Below are 21,458 nucleotides of genomic sequence, written 5' to 3' on the forward strand. Positions count from 1 at the left end.
TTCGGGCCGCCGCGCGGCATGCGCGCGCCCTTCGGCATGGGCCCCTTCGGGAGCGTTCGCCAATGTTGCGCTTGTGTTCACTCTGAGTACTTAGCCCTCACCTGGGGAAACAGAGCGCTGGACAACTCATCAAGATCGCGAGCGAGGGCTCCCTGGGTGTGTGGCCCGGCGGTGGGAGGGGGCAGAACCTGGCCAGGAGCTGATCCTTAGTCCTCTTTCAGAGAAGCCAGGTTGTTCATGGCGTTGGTGTGGCCGAGGTCGGCGGCCCGGGTGAACCAGGTGAGGGCTGCTTCGGTGTCGTCCTGCTCGGCCAGGAGGACGCCGAGATTGTTCATGGCGTTGGTGTCTCCGAGGTCGGCGGCCCGGGTGAACGAGGTGAGGGCTGCTTCGGTGTTGCCCTGCTCGGCCAGGAGAGTGCCGAGATTGTTCATGGCGCTGATGTTGCCGAGGTCGGCGGCCCGGGTGTGCCAGGTGAGGGCTGCTTCGGTGTTGCCCTGCTCGGCCAGGAGGACGCCGAGGTTGAACATGGCGCTGATGTTGCCGAGGTCGGCGGCCCGGGTGAACGAGGTGAGGGCTGCTTCGGTGTCGCCCTGCTCGGCCAGGAGGACGCCGAGGTTGAACATGGCGCTGATGTTGCCGAGGTCGGCGGCCCGGGTGTGCCAGGTGAGGACTGCTTCGGTGTCGCCCTGCTCGGCCAGGAGGACGCCGAGGTTGAACATGGCGTTGGTGTTCCCGAGGTCGGCGGCCCGGGTGAACGAGGTGAGGGCTGCTTCGGTGTTGCCCTGCTCCTTGAGGAGGACGCCGAGGTGGTTCATGGCGTTGGTGTTGCCGAGGTCGGCGGCCCGGGTGTGCCAGGTGAGGGCTGCTTCGGTGTCGCCCTGCTCGGCCAGGAGGACGCCGAGGTTGAACATGGCGCTGATGTTGCCGAGGTCGGCGGCCCGGGTGTGCCAGGTGAGGGCTGCTTCGGTGTCGCCCTGCTCCTTGAGGAGGACGCCGAGGTGGATCATGGCGTTGGTGTTGCCGAGGTCGGCGGCCCGGGTGTGCCAGGTGAGGGCTGCTTCGGTGTCGCCCTGCTCCTTGAGGAGAGCGCCGAGGTGGTTCATGGCGTTGGTGTTGCCGAGGTCGGCGGCCCGGGTGAACGAGGTGAGGGCTGCTTCGGTATCGCCCTGCTCCTTGAGGAGAAAGCCGAGGTTGTACATAGAGACGGCTTGTCCTGCGTCAGCTGGGCGCTGGAGTGCAGTGTGAGCGTGGTCGAGTCTGTTCGCGAAGTAGGCGGTGTTTGCGATGGACATGCATGCCCGGACGGAGGAGATCGCGATGAGGCGACTCCAGATGCGAGCGGGGATCTCCTCGGGTGCGCCTGGCAGGTCCCGATCGGTGTGGTCGACGAGGATGTCGGAGACGGTGTAGGAGACGGTCTGACCGATGGCCTCGGCGTGAGGTTGGAGGGGGGCGATGCCGCCGCTGTGTAGGACGGGCTCACAGGCCCATTCCAGTGCGACGAGGAACCAGGTGTCCTCAGCGGCGGCGAGCTGGGGGCCGGTCAGGTATTCCTGGGCGAGTTCTGCGAGTAGTGGGCGGGGGAGGAGTGGGGGGTGGCCGCAACGGCGCGCTGCGACCGCCGCGGTGATGACGGCTTGGCCGTAGGGGTTGTCCCCCAGCTCCCAGCGGTAGATCAGTTCTGGCGCGGCTGACAGGACCTGCGTGAGGCCAGTGGGTCCGTGATGGCGTGCGGCCTGTGCGATTCGCGGGTCTGACGCAGCCAGTACCTCGGCCCTCTCCCTTTCCTTCTGGCTCCAACTGACGAGGCGGAAGCGGCGAGCAAGTTCCAGAACGTCACGGCTGTTCTGGTTCAAGTCCTCCCCGGCTCCGTTGCCCTCCTCCCCACGGGCAGGCGCGCGTAGCTGCGCGTCAATGTCGGGCCAGATGGTGCCGATCAAGATCGTTGGGTGGGCCCGGTCGGCGAGGATCCGACGGAGTGTGGCGGCGCGTAGGGGATCCGTTCCGGTCAGGAACTGCTGGGTCTCGTTGAGCCAGATCACGCGGTGCTTCAGGTCGGCTCCGCTGCTTACCAGGGCGGTTAAGTCGGCGGCGGTGGCGGGCATCAGAAAGTGCCAGTTGGGGAGGACCGCGCGGATGGTTTCCCAGGCGCACCGGGTCTTGCCTGCGGCGGCCGGTCCGATGAGGAGAACGAATCCACCAGTCGTGGTCATGGCCTGGAGAGTGGCGCGCAGGTCCGCGTCGATGTCGCGCGGGACGTAGCTGGGAAGATCCGGTGACAGTCCCAACTCTTCTGCGGCGCCTTCCGGGAGAGGGAGGGCCTCGTGGATTCCGAGTTGGGCGCGATCGGCGATCTCTTCCGACAGCAGGATCTTGCCTTCGCCCGGCATCCGCTCCAGGGCGTCTTTCGCCTGTGCCGCGCTCTCAGCGCTCCGGATGGTGCGGTTCGCCATGGCGGTGGCCCAGGCATTGAGCGTGGGAGTCCAGAGGGCGACCAGGACACCGCTGGCGGCTACCAGACTGGCCACTAGCCACTTGGGCCAGGAGAGTTCGCCGGACTTGGCTCCCGCTGGCAGCGCAGTCAACAAGATCACTGCGAGCAGCGGACCAACCAGGGCCAACCATGGGCGTATCTTCCCCCAGTTCATGCGTCCATCATGAACTGGTGTGTTCCGTCAGCCACCACACACGGCAAAAGATCTGCGGCGGTATCGAGGAGATGCCCCTTGGTGGAGCCTGTGCTCCCTCACCGTGCCTAGGCGTGACCTGCTGCAATCGCCAGGCGCGTCGGGCCTCTAGCGCACTGAGAAGGGCCCCGTCCGACATCGGCGGGGCCCTAGTTCTCTCGCGGCTACTGGCGCTGTGCGTAGTCGACGAAGCAGCCCCACGCAGTGTCAGAGATCATGATCGCGGGGCCAGGGTTCTTGCTGTCTCGCACTGGGACGACACCGGTGAAACCGTCGGCAACCTCGACGCACTCGCCACCGTTCGTGTTGCTGTAGCTGCTCCGGCGCCAGGTGGCGGCGCTCAGGTCGATGGGGCGCACGGGACTTCCTCCAACATCTGCGTGATGACCTTCCGCGACTCTGCCGGGGACAAAGCCAAGTCGCGGACCGCATCATATGTGCGAAGTAGCCGCTCTACCTGGTCATTTTCCTCGATCAGTTGGCCACGGATGTCGTTCTCCGTATACGCCACGGTACGACCGTCGGCCAGCCTCAGAAACATGACGGCGGTGTTCATCAGGCCATGTAGTCCGGCCGTTTGAGGCACGACATGCAACATGATGTTGGGGCTGTCGGCTGCCTCGATGAGGTGTTCAAGCTGATGCCGCCATGCCTGGGGATCCCGTAGAGGGGTGCGCAACACTGCCTCGGAGAGCATGGTCCGGAACGGCGGTGCGTCGTCTCCTGTGAGCAACGAGCGTCGGCCTATGCGTGCTTCGACTTGTTGGTTCAGCTCTTCGCCCCTGAATCCTCCTGCTGACAGAGCTTCGCGCGCGTACCCCTCTGTCTGAAGCAAGCCAGGCGGGGCGCTCACCGCGTAGTGCCACAGGCTTGTTGCCTCGGCTTCTAGTGCCATGTAGCGGCGGTACTGCTCTCGGAATTGGGTGGGGTCGCCAACGGCCAACTCCCACAGGGCGAGCAGGAATCCGGGTGTGCCGTAATGCTGATCGAGAGCCTGAACGACCTCGGGGCCGCCTAGGGTCTCTCCGCTCTCCATCTTGCCGAAGAGTGAGTAGTCCCATCCGAGGACCTCAGCCAGCTGCCGCAGGCTTTCACCGCTCTGTGCTCGCTTGGCCCGCAACTCTTCGATGAATCGGCGACGCGGTTCCTGGCTCCGTCCGGTGACGGCGCGCCTTGGTGGCATGAGGGGCCCTCCGTGGAAGGTGTGGAACTAACGCCGTGCGGTTGGTGAAGTACGCCTCGTCCGCAGTGCCTCGGCTGTGTTCAAGGGGCAAGCTCGTTTCACCCGAACACGCAGAGTAGTCCACGCATCGCTCTTCATGCAGGGGTGCGGTGGGCGGAGCGGAATCAGATGTCGGATCAGAGAGAAGCGGTGACTGGAACCGTAGAACGTGCGGTTGAGCAGGCGGAGTTGGGCGAGCAAGGTGAGCCTCTGGGGCGCTTGCGTCCGGAGGAGGAGAAGGAACTGGTGGAGGGGGCAATCCTTGCGCCTGGGTCCACGGAGTTCCCTCCGTGTCGGTGCCCGAAGCATCGGCAGTCCGAGGGGAAATAGGTGGGCGCGTCTCGGACGCCTGACCCGGGGGCAACGGTCATGGACCGGCATTCGGGTCGTGTGGGGACCGTTCAGTTCGTGGCGGGCGGTCATGCCTATCTGAGTCGGCCCACCGGGCTCGAATGGAAGGTGAGGCTCCATGACCTGCGGCCTGCAACGACGCCTGAGGCTATGGAGCTTGCCCGCTTATACCACGATTTGGGCAGGTACCCGATCGCGCATGAACCCCCGTCCTCGGCTGTTCCCACTTGGACCGTGCCGCAGTCGAGGGCGGGTTCTCCGTGCGTATTCCCAGCGGAACCAGCGTTTCATCAAGGAGCCCGATTCGCGCGGGCTGAGGGGATGGCCATGTCCAACGGGAAGGAACCTGTGCCCGTGCCGCAGCGCTGGATGGGGGCATCGGTCGTGATCCGGAATGAGGCTGGCGCTGTGCTGCTCCTGAAGCCTCACGAGACTTCCGGCTGGCGGTTGCCTGGCGGTCTGTTGCGGGCCGATGAGATGCCGCATGCGGGGCTGATGCGGGAGGTGCGTGCGGCCACCGGCTTGCTCTGCGAGACGGTTCACCTGCTGGCGGTGGACTACGTGCGGGCGGGCGGGGGCGCGCCTGAGGGGGTTGAGTTCGTGTACGACGGAGGCGTTGTGGAAGCTGGTGTGCCCATGCTGATCGAGGAAGCGGCTTTCAGTGGCCGCGCGTGGGTGCAGCTGTCGCGCCTGAAGGGCATGATGCGGCCTCTGTATGAACGTCGTCTGCGCTGTGCGGTGGATGCGCTGGGCAAGGGGACTGTCTACCTCGTGCAGGGCTTGGATGTTGCGACGAGCAGCCGCTAGCGGGGGTGCTCGGCCCCTGGTCGGCTGGCGCTTCGGTTCGAGATGCCCCGCCAACTCCTATGAGCTGGCGGGGTCTTTCTGTGCCGGGTGTGGTGCTGTCTGCCATGATCCTGAGTCCCCCCTCTGACCACATAACCGGTTATGTGGTTGACCTGTGAGTTGTGAGTGTTCGATGCTGGCCACTCAACCGGATGAGTCGCTGACCGTCGGTCGGCGGCTCGTCTCAACTCAACCTGAGGGGTCGTCAGATGATGGGAAGCAAGCTGCGGACGCTGATCGTCTCCGGTGCGCTGGTGGCGGGTGTCGGCATGACGGGGGCGGTGGTCGCCTCGGCTGCGCCGCTGCCGGGGCCGGATGGTGTCGGGTCGTCGCGCAACAGTGCTCCGTCCGGGCATGAGAGGAGTGCCTACTCCTCCGGTGGCAAGGCCAAGCGCGGTGACGTCGCTTCGGTGACGGTGGACGGTTTGCGGGTGCGTACAGGGCCCGGCACGTCCCGGCGCATCCTGGGGCAGTTATACGAGGGGGAGCGGGTGACGCTGATCGGTGCGCGGCAGGACAAGCGCGGGCAGATATGGCACCGGGTGGTGCTCAAGCGGCACTCGGCGGGCGGTCTGCCGCGCGGGTTCAAGGGCTGGGTGACGGCCGCGTATCTGTACTGAGTGGCCCTAACTGGCCGTTCGGCTGGGCGAGTTGGGCCCCCTCTCTGCTGCGGCGGGGAGGGGGCCCGTGCCGTAGGTGCGTCACGATCGCTCGACATATGCCACGAGAGTGGACGTTTGCATCATGATTTGCAATTGAATACGCAGACCTGCTGCGTCTCAGGGTGACCGCGCGTAGCATCTGGGACGACATGCCGCCCAATTCCGGGCGTGCGTGGGCCACTTGCGCCACTCTGCGCAAGGTCGGCGAGATCCTGAGGCCCTGACCAGGGAGGGTGCAAATGGCTGGCGAACGGGGGGATGGCTGCGATGGCATATCCGATGAGACTGAGATGACGTTCACGCGTGGCGTGGACTATGTGTCGGCGTGGCGGGCGGCTCACGGCGCGGCCTTGGCGATCAACAGAGCCGCTGAGGCGGCGGGGCTGGACCGTGGCCGGGTAAAGGCGGTCCCGCACGCGTCGGCGGTGGGTGAGGCGGTGGTGTGGCTGCGTCCGGCCGATGCCCGGACGATCGCTGCGGCACTGGATGCGAGGAACGGCGCGAAGCCCTGCAAGGGCGGGGCAGGGACGGCTCGTTGGTGCACGGCGGACGCTGAGGAGGGCGGGAGTGTCGAACGATGAGTGGCGGACCAAGGCGGGCTCGCGGGTGAGGATCAAAACCACGCGGCGCGGTGACTTCATCGACTGTGACGGCTGTCGGCGCGAAATCAAGATCACGGGTGGCGGTCCGGCGATGTTCGCGGCCCGGCGGCATGCGGACGAGTGCCGGAGATGAACGCGGAAGCGAACTGGACCGGGTCTGCGGCGTGCACCACCGAAAGTCAGCCCCCACGGTGGGGCGGGAATCCGCGGTGGGTCAGTGGCCACCTGGGCCCCGGTCCGGCCCCGGCCGCGCTGCCATGGTCTTGTGCCCCCTCGGCCTGGAGGCGCCACTCTTCGCGCGGTCCCCGTCGGGGCACCGCAGGCCCCCCGGGGCCGAGGAGACGCCGACCCTGGTGCGGTCGAACTCCCTGCTCTGGAGTGGAGGTTGACCGACCCTCCGACGTGAGGTCCCTGGCGGTGAGGCGGGGCAGGGAAAGGCCCTCGCGCGGGGGTGTCGCGGGGCCTTCCTGCTGCTCGGTCGGGTCGGCGGTCGGGCGGTGGTCGTCCGGTCGGGACCGGCCGCAGGCCGCATGCCCGACCGGGGCGGCCAAGCCGCCCGGCGCGCCGCAGGCGCGCCCTGGAGCAAGTAGAGAAGAGTTACGCCGATGCCGGACGGCGCGGGGCCCGCTTGGCGGCTGCCTTGGCCGGTGTCACGGCAAAGACGAACTCGCACGTGGCGGCGGGTGCCCTCAACTCCTCGCAGAGCAGAGGGCGGTACTCGCCGTCTTGGGACTCGGCGGTGATTCGGTAGCTAATCAGGAGCGGGCTGTGGTCGGTGAGGCCCAAGGCGGTCCGCTCGTCGGGGTAGGGGGCGCGCGCGGTGACGTGCTCCGTAAAGGTGAGGGTCTTCCCCGCGTCGGAGAGCTGTTTGAGGAGATCGCTGGGCGGTGCGTCGGGCACCTCGGCGAGAGAGGGCACCTCGGCGGCCGTGGCGAGCGGGATGAGCATCCGGTGGGCGGCCCGTGTGCCGGTGGTGGGATCGCTGAGGAGGCGGTCGACGCTGATCGCGTCCTGGTCGACCTGGTCGAGCATTGCCCCCAAGTGCCCTTCCAGGACGGTGCGGGTGACGGCGGGCGCCTCGTGCTCGGGCAGATCCGACAGGCGCCACGCCTTGCCGGTGCGCTGGATGGAGCGGTCGATGGTCACCGCAGGGGCAGGGCCGCCCCGGTCCCGCACGATGGTCCCCTTGCCGTGCCGGGTGTACACCAGGCCCATGCTGCGCAGCTCGGCGATGGCGGAGCGCACCGTGTGCTTGCTGACCCCGTAGGTCTCCACCAGGTCCCCGTCAAAGGGCAGAAGATCACCGGACTTGTACTCGCCGTTCCTGATCTGCGTGGCCAGTTGGTGCGCCATCTCCAGGTACATGGGACGCGGGCGCGCTAGGGGCTTCTTCGTCATGCGCTCTCCTCGGGGTGGGTGGGGCCGCGTGCTGGACGGGTCTCTCGTCGGTGCTCGGCGGCTTCGCCGGATATGAGGATAAGCGGTTGACGCTCACCGGAACAGACACTCAGTCTGGCCATATCCGCATAACCGGTTATGTGGATATGAGGTTCAACTTGAGAGAGGTGAAGTGCCATGCAGAACAAGCCGGTTGACGTGAGTCGGCTGGGGTCCATGCGGTGCGTGATCGCACCGGAAGCGCGGGTCACCCCGGAAGGGGAGGTGCGCAGGGACCGGGAGGGAAACCCGCAGTGGATCACCGGTTTATCGGTGAGACAGGCGGAAGGGCGCCGTACGGACGTGATCCACGTGATCGTGTCCGGCGTCGAGCCGCAGGGCGTGATCGAGGGCGCGGAGGTGCGGGTCACGGGCCTGTGGGCCAATGAATGGGCGGTGGACGGCCGGACGGGCACATCGTGGCGGGCGGATGCGATCACCCCCGTGTCGACGGCGAGTTCGGCGCCCTCGGCCTCGACGTCGTCGGCGGCGGGCGGCCGGGGCAAGGGCGGTGACTCCTGATGGATCGCTACTTCTGGCACCTGTCGCCCTCGCAGGCGCGGGGACTGGCCTGCGTGGTCTGCGGCGTCGACCTGGGCAAGCAGATGCGGCACGTCCCGGTCGGCCGTGACCCGGCCACCGAACAGGAGGTGTACGCCTGCGCGGAGCCGTGCGCGGTGAGGATCGCGGAGGAGTCGGAACGCCTGGCGCGGGAGATGCGGGAATCGGCGGGACAGGCGGACGACAGCGGCCTGGGGGCCGACGGCGAGTTCGGGCGCCTGCTGCGGGACCTGCGGATTCTGGTGGGCGCGGAAGCACTCCTCGCGACCGTGGATGACCTGGCCACCCTCCGGTTCTTGTTGCAGATGGCGGCGGTGCAGTCCGAGCAGGCCATGATCCGCTCGCGCACGCTCCTTGCCCGCATGACGCTGCGGGAGGAGTGATGCCCGGCTCCTTGATCGTCTGGATCCTCTCGGCGCTGCTGACCCTGGGCGCGCTGACCCAGAGCTGGTGGGAGCCCAAGCTGGCAGCGCGGGGCGTCAACACCGCTGACTGGCCCTGGCGGTGGTGGCTGCTGGGCTACCCCCGGGTCGTCCTACGGATGCGGCTGACGTGGCGGCAGTTGACCTTGCTCAACAACCTCTCGGTCAGCCACCGCCCGACCGGGCGCCTACTGGGGGACGTGGTGGTGCAAGGTCAGGCGCTGCGCCCCAGGACGCCCCGGTTGCGCATCGCCCGGCCTACCCGCAACGGGCTGACCGTCACCGTGCTGCTGCACCCCGGGCAGACCCCCGCGCCGTATTTCGCGGCGGCGGGCGCGATGGAACACGCCTGGCGCGTCTACCGCGTCCGGGTCGCCTCACCGCGTCGCGGGTTCGTCCAGATCACCGTGATCGCCCTGGACCCGCTGACCGGGGCCCGGCAGCAGGGCCGCACTGATCCGTCCGAACTGATGGCGGCGGACGTGGGCACCCTGGAGGACGGCCCGGCCTGGATCATCAACCTGCGGCGGGTGCCGCACTGGCTGGTGACCGGGGCCACCCAAAGCGGCAAGTCGTCCCTCCTGGCGGCCCTGGTGCGGTCTCTGAGCAGACAGCGGGTCGCCCTGGTCGGCATCGACTGCAAGGGCGGCATGGAACTCGGCCTCTTCGGGCGGCGGCTGACCAAGCTGGCCACCGACCGCCCACAGGCCCTGGTCCTGCTCCTTCACCTGGTCGAGGAGATCCGCGAGCGCATGGCGCTGTGCCGGGCCGAAGGTGTGCGCTCCATCTGGGACCTGCCCGAGACCGAGCGTCCGGTGCCGGTCGTCGTGATCGTCGATGAGCTGGCAGAGCTCTACCTGACCGATGGCTCCCGCGAAGAGCGGGACGAGGCGGAGCAATGCGGCGTACTGCTGCTGCGGCTGACCCAGCTCGGCGCGGCCCTCGGCCTGCACCTGGTCGTGGCCGGACAACGGGTCGGCTCCGATCTTGGCCCCCGGGTCACCGCGCTGCGGGCCCAGCTCGGCGGCCGCATCGCACACCGGGCCCACGACGAGGCGTCGGCACAGATGACGCTGGGCGACATCAACCCGGACGCGGTGATCGTCGCGCAGACCATCACCGAAGACGAGAAAGGCGTAGCGGTCTACGCCTCGGGCGGCCAGTGGGTACGCGCCCGCTCGCACCTCGTCACGGCGTCCGACGTCGCGGCCATCGCCACTGCCCCGGCCCCGGCAGACCCGTTCCTGCGGGACCGGCCGGTTCCGGTCGCCGTGCAGAAAGGAGGGACGGCGCCATGACGGAAAGCACGATCGTCATCATTGATCTCTTCCTGGTGCTGTACGCGTTCATGCTCGCGCGGTCCAGGGAGATCAAGACACATCAGGTGATCTTGATTGGGCTCTGCGGATTCCTGATGGCCATGACGCCCTTCGGCTATCCGGTCTGGTGGACCTTCCTGTTCATCGGCAACCACCTATTCGCCTGACGCTCAACAGAGGGGAAGCGCAATGGAGTTCCACACCCTCAATCGGTCGGTCGTAGCGGTCGTATGCAAGCGGCCCGTGATCGCTGGGCGCGTCTGCAAGGTGACCCGGAAGCAAGACGGCAAGCGAATCAACGGATACGTCCCGGCGCAGTGCGCCAGTCCGTACGGGACCGATCCGGCCTCAAAACGGGCCAGTCCTCACTGAGGTGTGAAATCCAGAATTGACGCTCTCACTCACCGAATATTTCTCTGCTGCGCATCTTTGCCATAGCTGAGCCACGACATATCAGGAGCTGCCATGACCGCTGTGCCTACCCCTCGCGAAAGGGGACCTCCGCATGTATCCGACCACCGACAAGGCGCGGCGTTCAGTGCTCGATCAGGCTGAGCGTCTGCGCCTTCTCTCATCCACCGAGCGCGATCTGATCCGGCTCGTACATGAGCCGGGATTCCCGCGCTGGCTCGAACAGATCCAAGCCACCGGCGGCTGTGCCCACCCCATCTACCTGAGCGGGCACACCACCGTGCGCGACGCGTTCACCGGGACCGTGCTGCGCCACTACGACACCAGCGGCGAGCCTGGCGGGCGGATGCCGGTCCGCTGCCGCAACCGCCGCGCATCCCGCTGCCAGCCGTGTGCACGCCTGCATGCGGGCGACACCTTCCACCTCGTCCGTGCGGGCCTGGTCGGCGGCAAGGGCGTCGCTGACCGCGTGCAGTTGCACCCCCGGCTCTTCGTCACCCTGACCGCTCCCTCCTTCGGCAGCGTGCACCGGTCCGGCACTGCCAACTCGGCCTACTGCCACCCCCGGCGCGAGGGCGGGCAATGCTCACATGGGCGGCCGCTGGGATGCGGCAGGCAGCACTCAGACACTGACCCGGCACTAGGTCAGCCGCTCTGCCCGGACTGCTACGACTACACGGGCCACGTCCTCTGGCACGCGTCCGCTGGCCTCTTGTGGAGCCGCTACGTCCACACCGTGCGGCGGCACCTGGCCTCGGCCGCAGGCATCACACAGACCCGGCTTCGCGAGCACCTGACGCTCTCCTTCGCCAAGGTCGCCGAGTACCAAAAGCGCGGGGCAGTGCACTTCCATGCCGTCGTCCGTCTGGACGGTCCACTCGGTCCTGCATCGCCCCCACCCTTGTGGGCCACGACCGAGCTCCTGGAAGCCGCCGTGCGGTCCGCTGCGGCCTCTGTAGAGGTCCGTACGCCCTACTCTCCGGCGACTGGTGAGCGGGTCATCCGCTGGGGCGTCCAGCTCGACGTGCACGCGATCCGCAGTAGGGCCTTCGCAGGATCCGCGGTGACCGATGATGCCGTCGCGGCCTACGTCGCCAAGTACGTATCCAAGTCTGTCGGCGACGCGGGCGGCATCGACCGCCGGATCACGGACGTCGACAGCATCCGCCTGGCTCCGGTCAACGCCCATCTTCGCGCCCTCATGGGCACCTGCTGGCGCCTGGGCGGCCTGCCCGAACTGACAGACCTGAACCTCCGCTCCTGGACTCACACCCTCGGCTTCCGAGGCCACGTCCTCACCAAATCCCGCCGCTACTCCACCACTTACGGCGAACTCCGCACCGCACGGGCCCGACACCGCAGCCAGACTGCACCGCTCGACCTGGAAGGTACGACGGTCACGGAATCGGCCTGGCGCTACGTCGGCTCGGGGCACTCCCTGGCGGAAGCCGAACTAGCGGCAGGCATCGCAGAGGACCATGCCCGTGGTCGTGACCTGGCTAGAGAGGCTAGGGCGTGGGGCCATGACCAGCGGTAATGGCGAGGCGGGCGCTTCACCGTGCTGCCCGTCGTGGAAATGCGGATGTGGTAACTCCGATGATCCCGGAACTGATCTCCATCCATATCGAGAAAACGATCTCAAGGTCATTTGGAGGGCGACCGAGGAACCAGGGTCGAAAGCGGCGCATCAACGGATACTTGAAATCCTCTTTGAGGCCCGACCCGGCGACTGTTCCTCTACAGTTGACGAATCGCATGGGTGACCCCGGCGGTGGGCCAACACCCCGGGGTCCGGCCAGTCTGGAGGGACTGACATGGGAAACTCTGTCACATCTGCGATCGACGTTGAGGCCCAAGCGCGCGACAGCGCTGCACCCGTTTACAACGCAGTGGACTACCTGCGGGTTTCCACCGGTCAACAGGTTGATGGGTACGGCATCGCCTACACAGGGGATGAGACAGCCGCGTACATCGCGCGCAAGGGCTGGCGCCACGTCGACACCTTCAAGGATGAAGGGGAGTCGGGCACGCTCCCGTGGGACGAGCGGCCGAGGGCGACAGACATCATGAATCTGGCCCTAGGGAAGAACTGCCCTTTCAATATGGTCGTGGTCTATGAGACTCGGGCAGTGGGTCGTAAGAATCGGGTCTTCTGGGAATGGGTGTGGAAGCTGCAAGACCTCGGTGTCTATGTCGCCATCGTGGATGACGACATAGACAACACGACCGAGGACGGCGAAGAGCGAATGCGTGAGAAGGCGGACGAAGCCTTCAAGGAACTCAATCGAATACGGAAGAGGACTCAAGGCGGGATTCAGAAGAAGGCCCGAATGGGTGGCTACGTGGGTGGTGCATCCCGCTACGGGTACCGCATCGAGAACAAGGGAGTTAAAGGCAAGCAGCGCCAAGTAATCGACGCCTGCGACGGGGGCGAGAAATGCTCTCGCTCTGACGTTTGCACGGCCTTACATGAGGCAGTTGTCCTACGCAGGGGGCGTGTTCTGGTCGTCAAGTACAAAGGGAACTGGCGGCGAACGGTCCGAACTCTCAATGCCGAGGGGCTGGTAACTCGTTCCGGGAAACCCTGGAGTGAGCCAAACTTCCGGTCTCGCTTGCTCGATGAGGACCTACTTGAGGCGCGTTATGTGTTCCGTGGTAAGAGTGCAATAAAAGACCCAGATGGTGTGCCCGTGTGGGGTGAAACATGCGTGATCCCGCTTGCCCCGATGTTCACGCCCGAAGAAGTATTGGAGCTTCGGCGCGCTACAGAGAAGCCTAGGCGCGTGTACTCGCAGGGGCGGGTTTACCTGCTCACTGGCAGTATCAAAAGCCAGTGTGGCAAGCACTATGTTGGCTGCTCTCCGCAGAGTGAACCATCGGCCCATTATCTCTGTGCCGGTAAGCGAGAGGCTTATCCGGGGACGCCCGCCTGCTCATGCCCGCAACTCTACGCAGAGGGAATCGAAGACTGGGCTTGGGGGAGCGTCTGCGACTTCTTCCGAGACGGGAAAAGGCTCCAAGCGCTATCCGACGAGTGGATGGGGCGCGCGGAAGAGCGCAAAGTGGACTTTGCTTCCCGACTGGCTGAGTTGGACCAGAAGATCGCTGAACAAGAGAGCACGATCGACATCACGATGGCCGTGGCCGCGCAGCAAGCGGCTAGGAGAGGGCTCTCACCGGGTGAAGCTCAGGCGGCGGTCAATCGAGCGATCAAGCCGCTCAACGACGGCTTGGACGAGTTGGAGCGGAGCCGGGCAACGGTGGCCGGTTGGCAAGAGGCGGCGTCTCTGGAAGATCAGCGGGGGCGGAGTCTTCAGGTGCTGGCGCGGAGGGCTCGGGGGAGGTTGGAGCACTTCTCTGCGGAGGAGAAGCAGGAATTCTTCAGCTTGCTCAACACCGAGATCGTGATTACCGGTCCGCCCCCGGGCATGCATCGTGGACTCGTCTGTCCCGTAGGGGAGTGGTTCCGCACCCATAAGCGTCCGGTGCCGACACTGTGCGACTGCGCGTGGGAGCGCGTCATGGAGTCGGAGGGGTTCGCAGGTGGCGGTGTCGTGCCGCGCCAGAAGGGCGGGCTTGCTCCTCGGACGGCGCTGGAAGCCTTCCTCAAGAAGGCTCGCACTGGCGCCTCGTGGCCCGAGTTGGACGCTGAGCACGGCTCCACGGGCCTCATCGGGCACTGGAAGCGGTGGCGTTCCTCAGGGCGCTGGGAGCGGGTTATGGGCGCCCTGGAGGGCGCCTGTCAGACAGTTCCGGTAGCGCGGGCTCATCCTCTCCCGCCCATGCAGATGACGGGAGAGGTACGGCCTGGGGTGCTCCTCCTCGCTATGAGCGAGGCGGGCGACCGCCCTTCACACCCTTCGGCATCGGCCCCTTCGGCAGCGGCATGTTCGACATAAGATCACCCATCGCGCGCAGCCGGTCGTTGGTCGCCGTGACCTGCGGTCCTGTCAGTACGCGGGGGAGCTTCAGGAGCGTGGTGCGCAGCTTCTTCAGGGAGACCGTGTCGTCCGTGGTGCCGACGATGACGTCGTGCACCGGGACGTCCGCGACGATGCGCGCCATCTTCTTCTTCTCGGCGGCCAGCAGGCCCTTGACCCGGTTCGGGTTGCCCTCGGCCACCAGGACGATGCCCGCCTTGCCGACGGTGCGGTGCACCACGTCCTGGCTGCGGTTCATCGCGATCGCCGGGGTCGTCGTCCAGCCGCGGCCGATCTTGTCGAGCACCGCGGCGGCCGCACCGGGCTGGCCTTCCATCTGCCCGAAGGCGGCACGCTCGGCCCTGCGTCCGAAGACGATCGCCATCGCGAGGAAGGCGAGCAGGAATCCGAGAATGCCCAGGTAGACCGGGTGACCGAGCCAGAAGCCGATCGCGAGGAAGACACCAAAGGTGACGATTCCCACAGCCGCGATGATGAGGCCGATCTTCGAGTCGGCCCGCCGGGTCATCTTGTAGGTGAGGGCAATCTGCTTGAGTCGCCCTGGTTCCGCGGCCGAAGCCGCCGCGGTGGTTTCCTTCCTCGCCATGCGGTGAAGTCTACGTGCCCCCGGTACCGACTACGACGTGCGGGTTGTCACGGCCTCTTCAAGCACGCGCTGCGCCTCGACCCGGTCCTTGGCGCGGCGCCGGTCCTCGAGCACGGAAGTCCAGGCGTTGCGGCGTGCGGTGCGCTGGCCGCCGCTCATCAGAAGCGACTCGACGGCGCGCAGGGCGTCGGTGACGGACGGGATCGCGGTGGCGCGTACGGGCGCGGCCTGCATGATGGGGCCCTCCTGGGGAGCGGCTCGGGTGGGGGGAGCGGCTATGGGTAAGGCTGTACGTGCGGTAATTCCAGGGTCACTGATTGGTGTTACCAGGGCGTGACCGACCGGTCAAACACCGATGAAACCTTGACGCGGGGGCCCAAAACGCTGACGCGGCCCATACGGTCCCGTTCACCTGCGGGGATCGTATGGGCCGCGTCATTACGGCCACTACTGGGTGGTAGTCACTTGTGCGCCGATTCACACAGTGTGTGCGTGCCCGGCATGTGCCCGCGTCACGCGGAGCACGACGGCGCTCGCGTCACACCGCCTGCGAGGCGACGTACGCACCGCGCTTCTCGATCGCCATCTGGTACAGCCGCCCCGCGCGGTACGAGGAGCGGACCAGCGGCCCGGACATCACTCCGGAGAAGCCGATCTGGTCGGCCTCGTCCTTCAGCTCCACGAACTCCGCGGGCTTCACCCAGCGCTCCACGGGGTGGTGGCGCGGCGTGGGCCGCAGGTACTGGGTGATGGTGATGAGCTCGGTGCCCGCCTCGTGCAGCTGGCGCAGCGCCTCGCTGACCTCTTCGCGGGTCTCACCCATGCCCAGGATCAGGTTGGACTTGGTGACGAGACCGGCCTCGCGGGCCTTCGTGATGACCTCGAGCGAGCGCTCGTAGCGGAAGCCGGGGCGGATCCGCTTGAAGATCCGCGGCACCGTCTCGACGTTGTGCCCGAGCACCTCGGGGCGGGACGAGAAGACCTCGGCCAGCTGGTCGGGCTCGGCGTTGAAGTCCGGGATGAGCAGCTCGACCTTGGTGTAGCCCTCGGCGCGCTCCGCCGTCATCGCGTGGATCTGGCGCACGGTCTCCGCGTACAGCCAGGCGCCGCCGTCCTCCAGGTCGTCGCGGGCGACGCCGGTGATCGTGGCGTAGTTCAGGTCCATCGTGACGACGGACTCGCCGACGCGGCGGGGCTCGTCGCGGTCGAGGGCCTGCGGCTTGCCCGTGTCGATCTGGCAGAAGTCACAGCGCCGCGTGCACTGGTCGCCGCCGATGAGGAACGTGGCCTCGCGGTCTTCCCAGCACTCGTAGATGTTCGGACAGCCCGCCTCCTGGCAGACCGTGTGCAGACCCTCGCTCTTCACGAGCTTCTGCAGGGCGTTGTACTCGGGGCCCATTTTCGCCCGGGTCTTGATCCACTCGGGCTTGCGCTCGATGGGGGTCTGGGCGTTCCGGACCTCCAGGCGCAGCATCTTGCGTCCGTCGGGTGCGACTGCGGACACATCGGCTCCCTGTAGCTTCGATTCTTCGGCGCACACCAGGGTACGCCCGTGATGTCGTTGGGCTTACTTCTGGCCAACCTCTGGCCAAGGGGGTGCATTCCCCCGAGCCCCGGACCCGTGGGTCCAGGACCCGCCCTGAGGCGCCCTAAAGCGCCCTGAGGTGCCCTGAGGCTCCCTAAGCGGTGGCCTTCTCGATGACCCGCGGCGCGAGCTCCGCGTTCTCCAGCACGTCCCGCAGGTGCCGCTCGGCGACCGGCAGCACGTCCGCGATGGTGATCTCGCGGTCCAGCTCGTACGAGAGGGACGTCACGCCCGCGTCGCGGATGCCGCACGGGATGATCCGGTCGAACCAGGTGTTGTCCGGGTTCACGTTGAACGCGAAGCCGTGCATCGTCACGCCCTTGGCGACGCGGATGCCGATCGCGGCGATCTTGCGGTCCTCGCGGCGCTGGCCCGCGTTGGACGGGGCGTACTCCGGACCGTTGAACCGGGCGTCGAACTCGTCGTCCTGAAGGCGCGGGTCGAAGTCCAGGGAGAGCCCGCCGAGCGCCGGACGTCGCTCCACCGGGTCGCCGAGGACCCACACGCCGCTGCGGCCCTCGACGCGCGAGGTCTCCAGACCGAACTCCGCACACGTACGGATAAGCGCCTCCTCCAGGCGGCGCACATGTGCTACGACGTCCACCGGGCGGGGCAGTTTCTGGATCGGATAGCCGACCAACTGCCCCGGTCCGTGCCAGGTGATCTTGCCGCCGCGGTCCACGTCGACGACGGGAGTGCCGTCCAGCGGGCGCTCGCTGTCCTCGGTGCGGCGGCCCGCGGTGTAGACCGGCGGATGCTCCAGGAGCAGGCAGGTGTCGGGGACCTCGTCGGCGAAGCGGGCGGCGTGCACGCGGCGCTGCTCGTCCCACGCCTCTTGGTACTCGACGGCGTCCGGGCCGAAGCCCAGCCGGACGAACCGAAACTCACTCACGGCAGTGCCTCCCTGAACGTTCACCGTGCACATATCGCGCCTCTGCCACTGTACGGGCCCCCTCGACCGGCAACTCCGACCCGGGTTCCTCACACGATCGGATGAATGACGGGTCAAGCGCCCGACGGCGGCTCTGCTGGCCGCTACATTCACGCCGTTCACGAGGCCATAAGGGCTGCTCAAGGCAGGCCCGAAAGGCAGGAGACCGCACAGCCGATGACGGAACGACCCCCGCAGCGCACTCCCAACCGCCAGCTAGCCGCGCTCATCGCGGAAGCCGGGTTCTCCAATGCGGGCCTCGCGCGCCGCGTCGACCAGCTCGGGCTTGAGCACGGCCTCGACCTGCGGTACGACAAGACGTCCGTGACCCGCTGGCTGCGCGGTCAGCAACCCAGAGGCACCACGCCCGCGCTGATCGCCGAGGTGTTCACGCGGCGGCTCGGGCGGCGCCTGTCCGCACAGGACCTCGGCCTCGACGCGTGCGCGCCGGTCTACGCGGGCCTGGAGTTCGCGGCCTCGCCCGAGGAGGCGGTCGACATCGTCGGCGGCCTGTGGCGCAAGGACTCCGGCAGCCACGCGGAACTGCGGAAGATCGCCTTCACCCCGGCGGGCCTCGTCGTACCGAGCAGGGACTGGCTGATCGGCAGGGCCGACGAGCGGGTGGGACGCGGGGAGGCCGACCCCGGCCACTCGCGCGTACCGATCCAGGGCCGCCCCGTCGTACCCCGGCAGCGGCAGGGCCCCGAACGCGGTCCCGGTCAGCGGGTCACCAGCGGCGACATCGCGGCCCTGCGTGCCGTCGGGGAGCTCTTCCGCGCCCTCGACCACGCCTACGGAGGCGGGCACGCGCGCCAGGCCCTGGTGCGCTACCTGGAGCACGAGGCCGAGCCGATGCTGCGCGGCACCTACGGCGAGCAGGCCGGGCGGCGGCTCTTCGCGGCCGCCGCCGACCTGACCCGGCTCGCGGGCTGGACCTCGTACGACATCGCCGCGCACGGCCTCGCCCAGCGGTACTACGTCCAGGCCCTGCGCCTCTCGCAGGCCGCCGGCGACCGTGCGTACGGCTCGTACGTCCTGGTCACCATGAGCCGCCAGGCCGTCTATCTGGGGCACGGGCGCGAGGCGGTCCAGCTGGCCCGCGTCGCCCAGCAGGGCGTCGGCTCGTCGGCGTCGCCCGTCGTCCAGGCCCTGCTCTACTCGGCGGAGGCGCGCGGGCACGGGGTGCTCGGCGAGGTGCGGGCCTGCACGGCGTCCCTGGTGCGGGCCGAGCGGTCGCTCGAAGCGGCGCGGCCCGGCGACGAAGTGCCGCACTGGGCACGGTTCTTCGACGAGGCGCAGCTCGCGGACGAGTTCGGGCACAGCTACCGCGATCTGCAGCAGTACCGCGCCGCGGCCCAGTACGCCGAGCGCTCCCTCCAGCTGCGGGCGCCCGCGTTCGCGCGCAGCCGCCTGTTCTGCCGGGTGGTGCTCGCCACCGCGCGGCTCGGCCTCGGCGAGCTGGAGCAGGCCTGTCAGCTGGGCGCGGAGGCGGCGCAGGCCGCGGGCGAGATGCGGTCCGCGCGGGCCCACGAATACGTACGCGACTTCGAGCGGCGTCTTGAGCCCTACCGGGACGCGGCCCCCGTGCGGGGGTATCGCGACAAGGTCGCGGCGCTGGGATGAGCCAGTGCCGCGACCGTGCGGAGCGAAGCGGTGAGTCCCGCGGTGCCGGGCTCACCGCGAGGTGGTGCCGGGCTCACCGCAGGTGCCGGACTCACCGCAAGCGGGATGCCTCCTCGGCGCTCAAGGGCTCGTCCCACGTGATCAAGTCGTCCACGTCACCCCGCAGGCTCGCGGACTCCGTGCCGATGGAGCGCAGGGGGAGCGGGATCGAGGCGTCGACGGCGCCGATCCGCTTCCCGTCGGCGTACAGGACCGTGTGTCCCGGCGTCGCGACCCAGGTCAGCCGGGTCCAGCGGTCGAGCGGCAGCGTGTGGTCGAAGCTGAGGTCGGCCTCGCCGTAGCGCGTGAAGCCGACCCGTCCCGTGCCGTGCTGCATCAGCTTCAGGGCGCCCGCCTCGGAGCTGAGCAGCACCTGGTCGGGGGTGCGCGACGAGACGCGGACGCGGACCGAGACCGTCCAGGGCTCGGCGACGTCCAGGCCGCCGAAGCCCACGCCGTCCCGGTCGGAGTCGAAGCGCCAGGCCCGGCCGCGCACGCCGGGCACCGGGGTCGGGTTGTCGATGATGTACGAGGTGCCGGACAGGCCGCCCGCGACGTCCTCGGCGAGGAGCGTGTTGCCGGGGCTGCCCGCGTACGTCCAGCCGCTCGGGTACGGCGCGTCGTCGAAGGTCCAGTGGTGGCTGGGGCGCCCCTGGACGCGGGGCACCACGGGCGCGGGCGTCGTCCCCGGCGGGTCGCCGACGCGCGCGGCGCGGGCCCGGAAGTCGGCGAGCGCGTCCGGTGTCACGGACCTGTTCCAGGCGCGGTCGGCGAGGATCGCGCGGGCGCCCGCCATGTGCCGCTCGAAGTAGCCGTCGTCGGCCCAGAAGTTGTAGTCGGCCCAGTTGGTGACGCCCGCGCCGAGCATGTCGGGCTCGGTACTGGGCGCCCAACTGTCGTACATCCAGGGCTCGTCGGGATACTTGTGGTGGTAGTTGTTCGGGGTGTCGTAGAACGGGCCGATGGCGATCTCGTCGTGCCCGGGGACGGCGGGCTCGGCGCCCGTGCCCTCCCAGGTGAGGAAGACGACCGGGGCGCGGACCTTCTGCTGGGGTGCGGCCAGGTGCTCGGAGCCGTTGTACACGGCGGTCCGCTTGCCGTGCGAAGTGACCACGTCGTCAAGGGTGTTGATGTAGCGGTTGAGGAGGTCGCCCAGGGTGGAGACGTCGGGGGCGGACGCCAGGTAGTCCTGCACGCGCGGGCACTCGGCGAGCTGCCCAGGGACCTCCTCGGCGCCGATCGAGAACAGCGGCGCGTCGAACCAGCCCGCGAACTCGTCGACGATCTCCTCGGACTTCTCGATCGCCTTCTCGCTGGTCATGTCGATGATCCAGTCGGGCGTGAGGTGGGAGTGCGTGTGCGCGCCCGTGCACGGGTTCGGGCCCGAGCCGAAGCCGATGCCGAAGGTGCGGATGATCGCGGTGGCGTGGCCCGGCAGTTCGAGGCCGGGCATCAGCTGGACGTGGTGGCGGGCCGCGAAGGCCTTGAGGTGTTCGATGTCGGCGCGGCTGTAGCTGTGCTCGGGGTCGGCGAGGCCCGGGAACTTCGGGCTGTACAGGCGGAAGCCCTCGGATTCGGAGAGGTGCAGGAGCAGCGTGTTGAGCTTCTGGTCGCCCATCCTGCGGATCAGGTTCTCCAGGTAAGGGATCCGCCAGTACTTGCGGCCCGCGTCGAGGTGCACCATCCGGATCCGCTGCGCGGGGCGGTCGGTGGCCGTGGCGCGGGGCACCTCGCGGTGTCCTTCGGCCGTGGCGCGCAGGAGCTGGAGCAGGGTGCGGGTGCCGTAGTAGAGGCCGTGCGTGGAGGCGGCCTCGACGCGGACCGGGCCCCTGCTGTCGAAGCGGTAGCCCTCGGCGCCGGGTGCGTCCTTGTCCGTGAGGGTGAGGACGATGTCACCCGCCGCCGGGTGGCGGTCGCTGGTGATGCGGGGCGTGATGCCGGTGACCTGCTTGATCTCCGTACGCAGCTGAGCGGCGAGTTGTCGTACGGACTGCCGTGCCGGGCCCGGGAGTTCGGCGCGTCCCTCGGGCAGCGCGGTGGTGGACTCGGTGCGCGGGTCGATGAGGATGCGGGTGCGGCGGGTGAGTGAGGTGTGGCCGTCGAGTGCGGTCCATTGCGTGGGGCGGGGGATGACGGACGGCGGGGTCGCCGCTCCCGCGGATCCCTCGCGAGGGCCGTCGGCGTGGGCGGTGGGCAAGGCTAGAGCTCCCATGAATAGGCCGAGGATGAGCGA

The 21,458-nt window shown here is 68.0% G+C and carries 19 protein-coding genes; 10 read left to right on the forward strand and 9 right to left on the reverse strand.

What is annotated here, in order from left to right; translation table 11 throughout:
- Positions 1-206 precede the first annotated feature (206 nt).
- From CP970_RS31465 to CP970_RS31475, 3 genes are all read right to left on the reverse strand, one after another.
- Complete coding sequence (locus tag CP970_RS31465; protein ID WP_150494255.1) at positions 207-2,585, reverse strand: tetratricopeptide repeat protein; 2,379 nt, start codon at positions 2,583-2,585, stop codon at positions 207-209.
- Between the two features lie 266 nt (positions 2,586-2,851).
- The gene (locus CP970_RS31470; RefSeq protein ID WP_055545148.1) at positions 2,852-3,046 is read right to left on the reverse strand and encodes a DUF397 domain-containing protein; all 195 of its coding nucleotides are present in this window, start codon (positions 3,044-3,046) and stop codon (positions 2,852-2,854) included.
- Positions 3,028-3,870: a helix-turn-helix domain-containing protein gene (locus tag CP970_RS31475; RefSeq protein ID WP_055545147.1), complete on the reverse strand. Its 843-nt coding sequence runs from the start codon at positions 3,868-3,870 to the stop codon at positions 3,028-3,030. Before CP970_RS31475 ends, CP970_RS31470 begins: the two co-directional genes overlap by 19 nt.
- A 717-nt stretch (positions 3,871-4,587) precedes the next feature.
- Between CP970_RS31475 and CP970_RS44395 the strand changes: the two genes are divergently transcribed.
- The 3 genes from CP970_RS44395 to CP970_RS31490 all read left to right on the forward strand — a co-directional run bounded on the left by CP970_RS44395 (position 4,588) and on the right by CP970_RS31490 (position 6,349).
- Positions 4,588-5,067: an NUDIX domain-containing protein gene (locus CP970_RS44395; protein ID WP_157877672.1), complete on the forward strand. Its 480-nt coding sequence runs from the start codon at positions 4,588-4,590 to the stop codon at positions 5,065-5,067.
- Between the two features lie 248 nt (positions 5,068-5,315).
- Entirely contained in the window at positions 5,316-5,726 is a 411-nt protein-coding gene (locus CP970_RS31485; protein ID WP_055545145.1) for an SH3 domain-containing protein, read from the forward strand.
- A gap of 281 nt (positions 5,727-6,007) precedes the next feature.
- Entirely contained in the window at positions 6,008-6,349 is a 342-nt protein-coding gene (locus tag CP970_RS31490) for a hypothetical protein (protein ID WP_055545144.1), read from the forward strand.
- 618 nt (positions 6,350-6,967) lie between these two features.
- Here the strand turns inward: CP970_RS31490 and CP970_RS31495 are convergent.
- On the reverse strand, positions 6,968-7,768 hold the full coding sequence (locus CP970_RS31495) for a GntR family transcriptional regulator (RefSeq protein WP_055545143.1): 801 nt from the start codon (positions 7,766-7,768) through the stop codon (positions 6,968-6,970).
- Positions 7,769-7,984: 216 nt separating this feature from the next.
- Between CP970_RS31495 and CP970_RS31500 the strand changes: the two genes are divergently transcribed.
- The 6 genes from CP970_RS31500 to CP970_RS31525 all read left to right on the forward strand — a co-directional run bounded on the left by CP970_RS31500 (position 7,985) and on the right by CP970_RS31525 (position 14,419).
- Complete coding sequence (locus CP970_RS31500; RefSeq protein WP_398657002.1) at positions 7,985-8,329, forward strand: hypothetical protein; 345 nt, start codon at positions 7,985-7,987, stop codon at positions 8,327-8,329.
- On the forward strand, positions 8,329-8,751 hold the full coding sequence (locus CP970_RS31505) for a hypothetical protein (protein ID WP_055545141.1): 423 nt from the start codon (positions 8,329-8,331) through the stop codon (positions 8,749-8,751). Before CP970_RS31500 ends, CP970_RS31505 begins: the two co-directional genes overlap by 1 nt.
- A complete protein-coding gene (locus CP970_RS31510; RefSeq protein ID WP_055545140.1) occupies positions 8,751-10,088 on the forward strand; it encodes an FtsK/SpoIIIE domain-containing protein in 1,338 nt (445 codons plus the stop codon). The genes CP970_RS31505 and CP970_RS31510 overlap by 1 nt, the downstream gene beginning before the upstream one ends.
- Positions 10,085-10,276: a hypothetical protein gene (locus CP970_RS31515; protein ID WP_055545139.1), complete on the forward strand. Its 192-nt coding sequence runs from the start codon at positions 10,085-10,087 to the stop codon at positions 10,274-10,276. Before CP970_RS31510 ends, CP970_RS31515 begins: the two co-directional genes overlap by 4 nt.
- A 338-nt stretch (positions 10,277-10,614) precedes the next feature.
- A complete protein-coding gene (locus CP970_RS31520) occupies positions 10,615-12,057 on the forward strand; it encodes a replication initiator (protein ID WP_055545138.1) in 1,443 nt (480 codons plus the stop codon).
- 277 nt (positions 12,058-12,334) lie between these two features.
- A complete protein-coding gene (locus CP970_RS31525; protein WP_079043306.1) occupies positions 12,335-14,419 on the forward strand; it encodes a recombinase family protein in 2,085 nt (694 codons plus the stop codon).
- Here CP970_RS31525 and CP970_RS31530 read toward each other — a convergent pair.
- From CP970_RS31530 to lipB, 4 genes are all read right to left on the reverse strand, one after another.
- Positions 14,346-15,047 carry a DUF4191 domain-containing protein gene (locus CP970_RS31530; RefSeq protein ID WP_055545137.1) on the reverse strand — a complete coding sequence of 234 codons (702 nt, stop codon included), beginning with the start codon at positions 15,045-15,047 and terminating at the stop codon, positions 14,346-14,348. The genes CP970_RS31525 and CP970_RS31530 overlap by 74 nt on opposite strands.
- A gap of 30 nt (positions 15,048-15,077) precedes the next feature.
- Positions 15,078-15,281 carry an SCO2195 family GlnR-regulated protein gene (locus CP970_RS31535; protein WP_055545136.1) on the reverse strand — a complete coding sequence of 68 codons (204 nt, stop codon included), beginning with the start codon at positions 15,279-15,281 and terminating at the stop codon, positions 15,078-15,080.
- A gap of 304 nt (positions 15,282-15,585) precedes the next feature.
- A complete protein-coding gene (locus tag CP970_RS31540) occupies positions 15,586-16,551 on the reverse strand; it encodes a lipoyl synthase (protein WP_055545135.1) in 966 nt (321 codons plus the stop codon).
- 175 nt (positions 16,552-16,726) lie between these two features.
- A complete protein-coding gene (gene lipB / locus CP970_RS31545) occupies positions 16,727-17,524 on the reverse strand; it encodes a lipoyl(octanoyl) transferase LipB (RefSeq protein ID WP_055545134.1) in 798 nt (265 codons plus the stop codon).
- Positions 17,525-17,740: 216 nt separating this feature from the next.
- On the opposite strand from lipB, the gene CP970_RS31550 reads away from it, so the two are divergent.
- A complete protein-coding gene (locus CP970_RS31550; protein WP_055545133.1) occupies positions 17,741-19,186 on the forward strand; it encodes a hypothetical protein in 1,446 nt (481 codons plus the stop codon).
- A gap of 91 nt (positions 19,187-19,277) precedes the next feature.
- On the opposite strand, the gene CP970_RS31555 is transcribed toward CP970_RS31550, so the two are convergent.
- On the reverse strand, positions 19,278-21,422 hold the full coding sequence (locus tag CP970_RS31555) for a family 20 glycosylhydrolase (protein WP_224058850.1): 2,145 nt from the start codon (positions 21,420-21,422) through the stop codon (positions 19,278-19,280).
- Positions 21,423-21,458 lie beyond the last annotated feature (36 nt).

Origin of the sequence: Streptomyces kanamyceticus (assembly GCF_008704495.1) — a bacterium.
Lineage (GTDB): Bacteria > Actinomycetota > Actinomycetes > Streptomycetales > Streptomycetaceae > Streptomyces > Streptomyces kanamyceticus.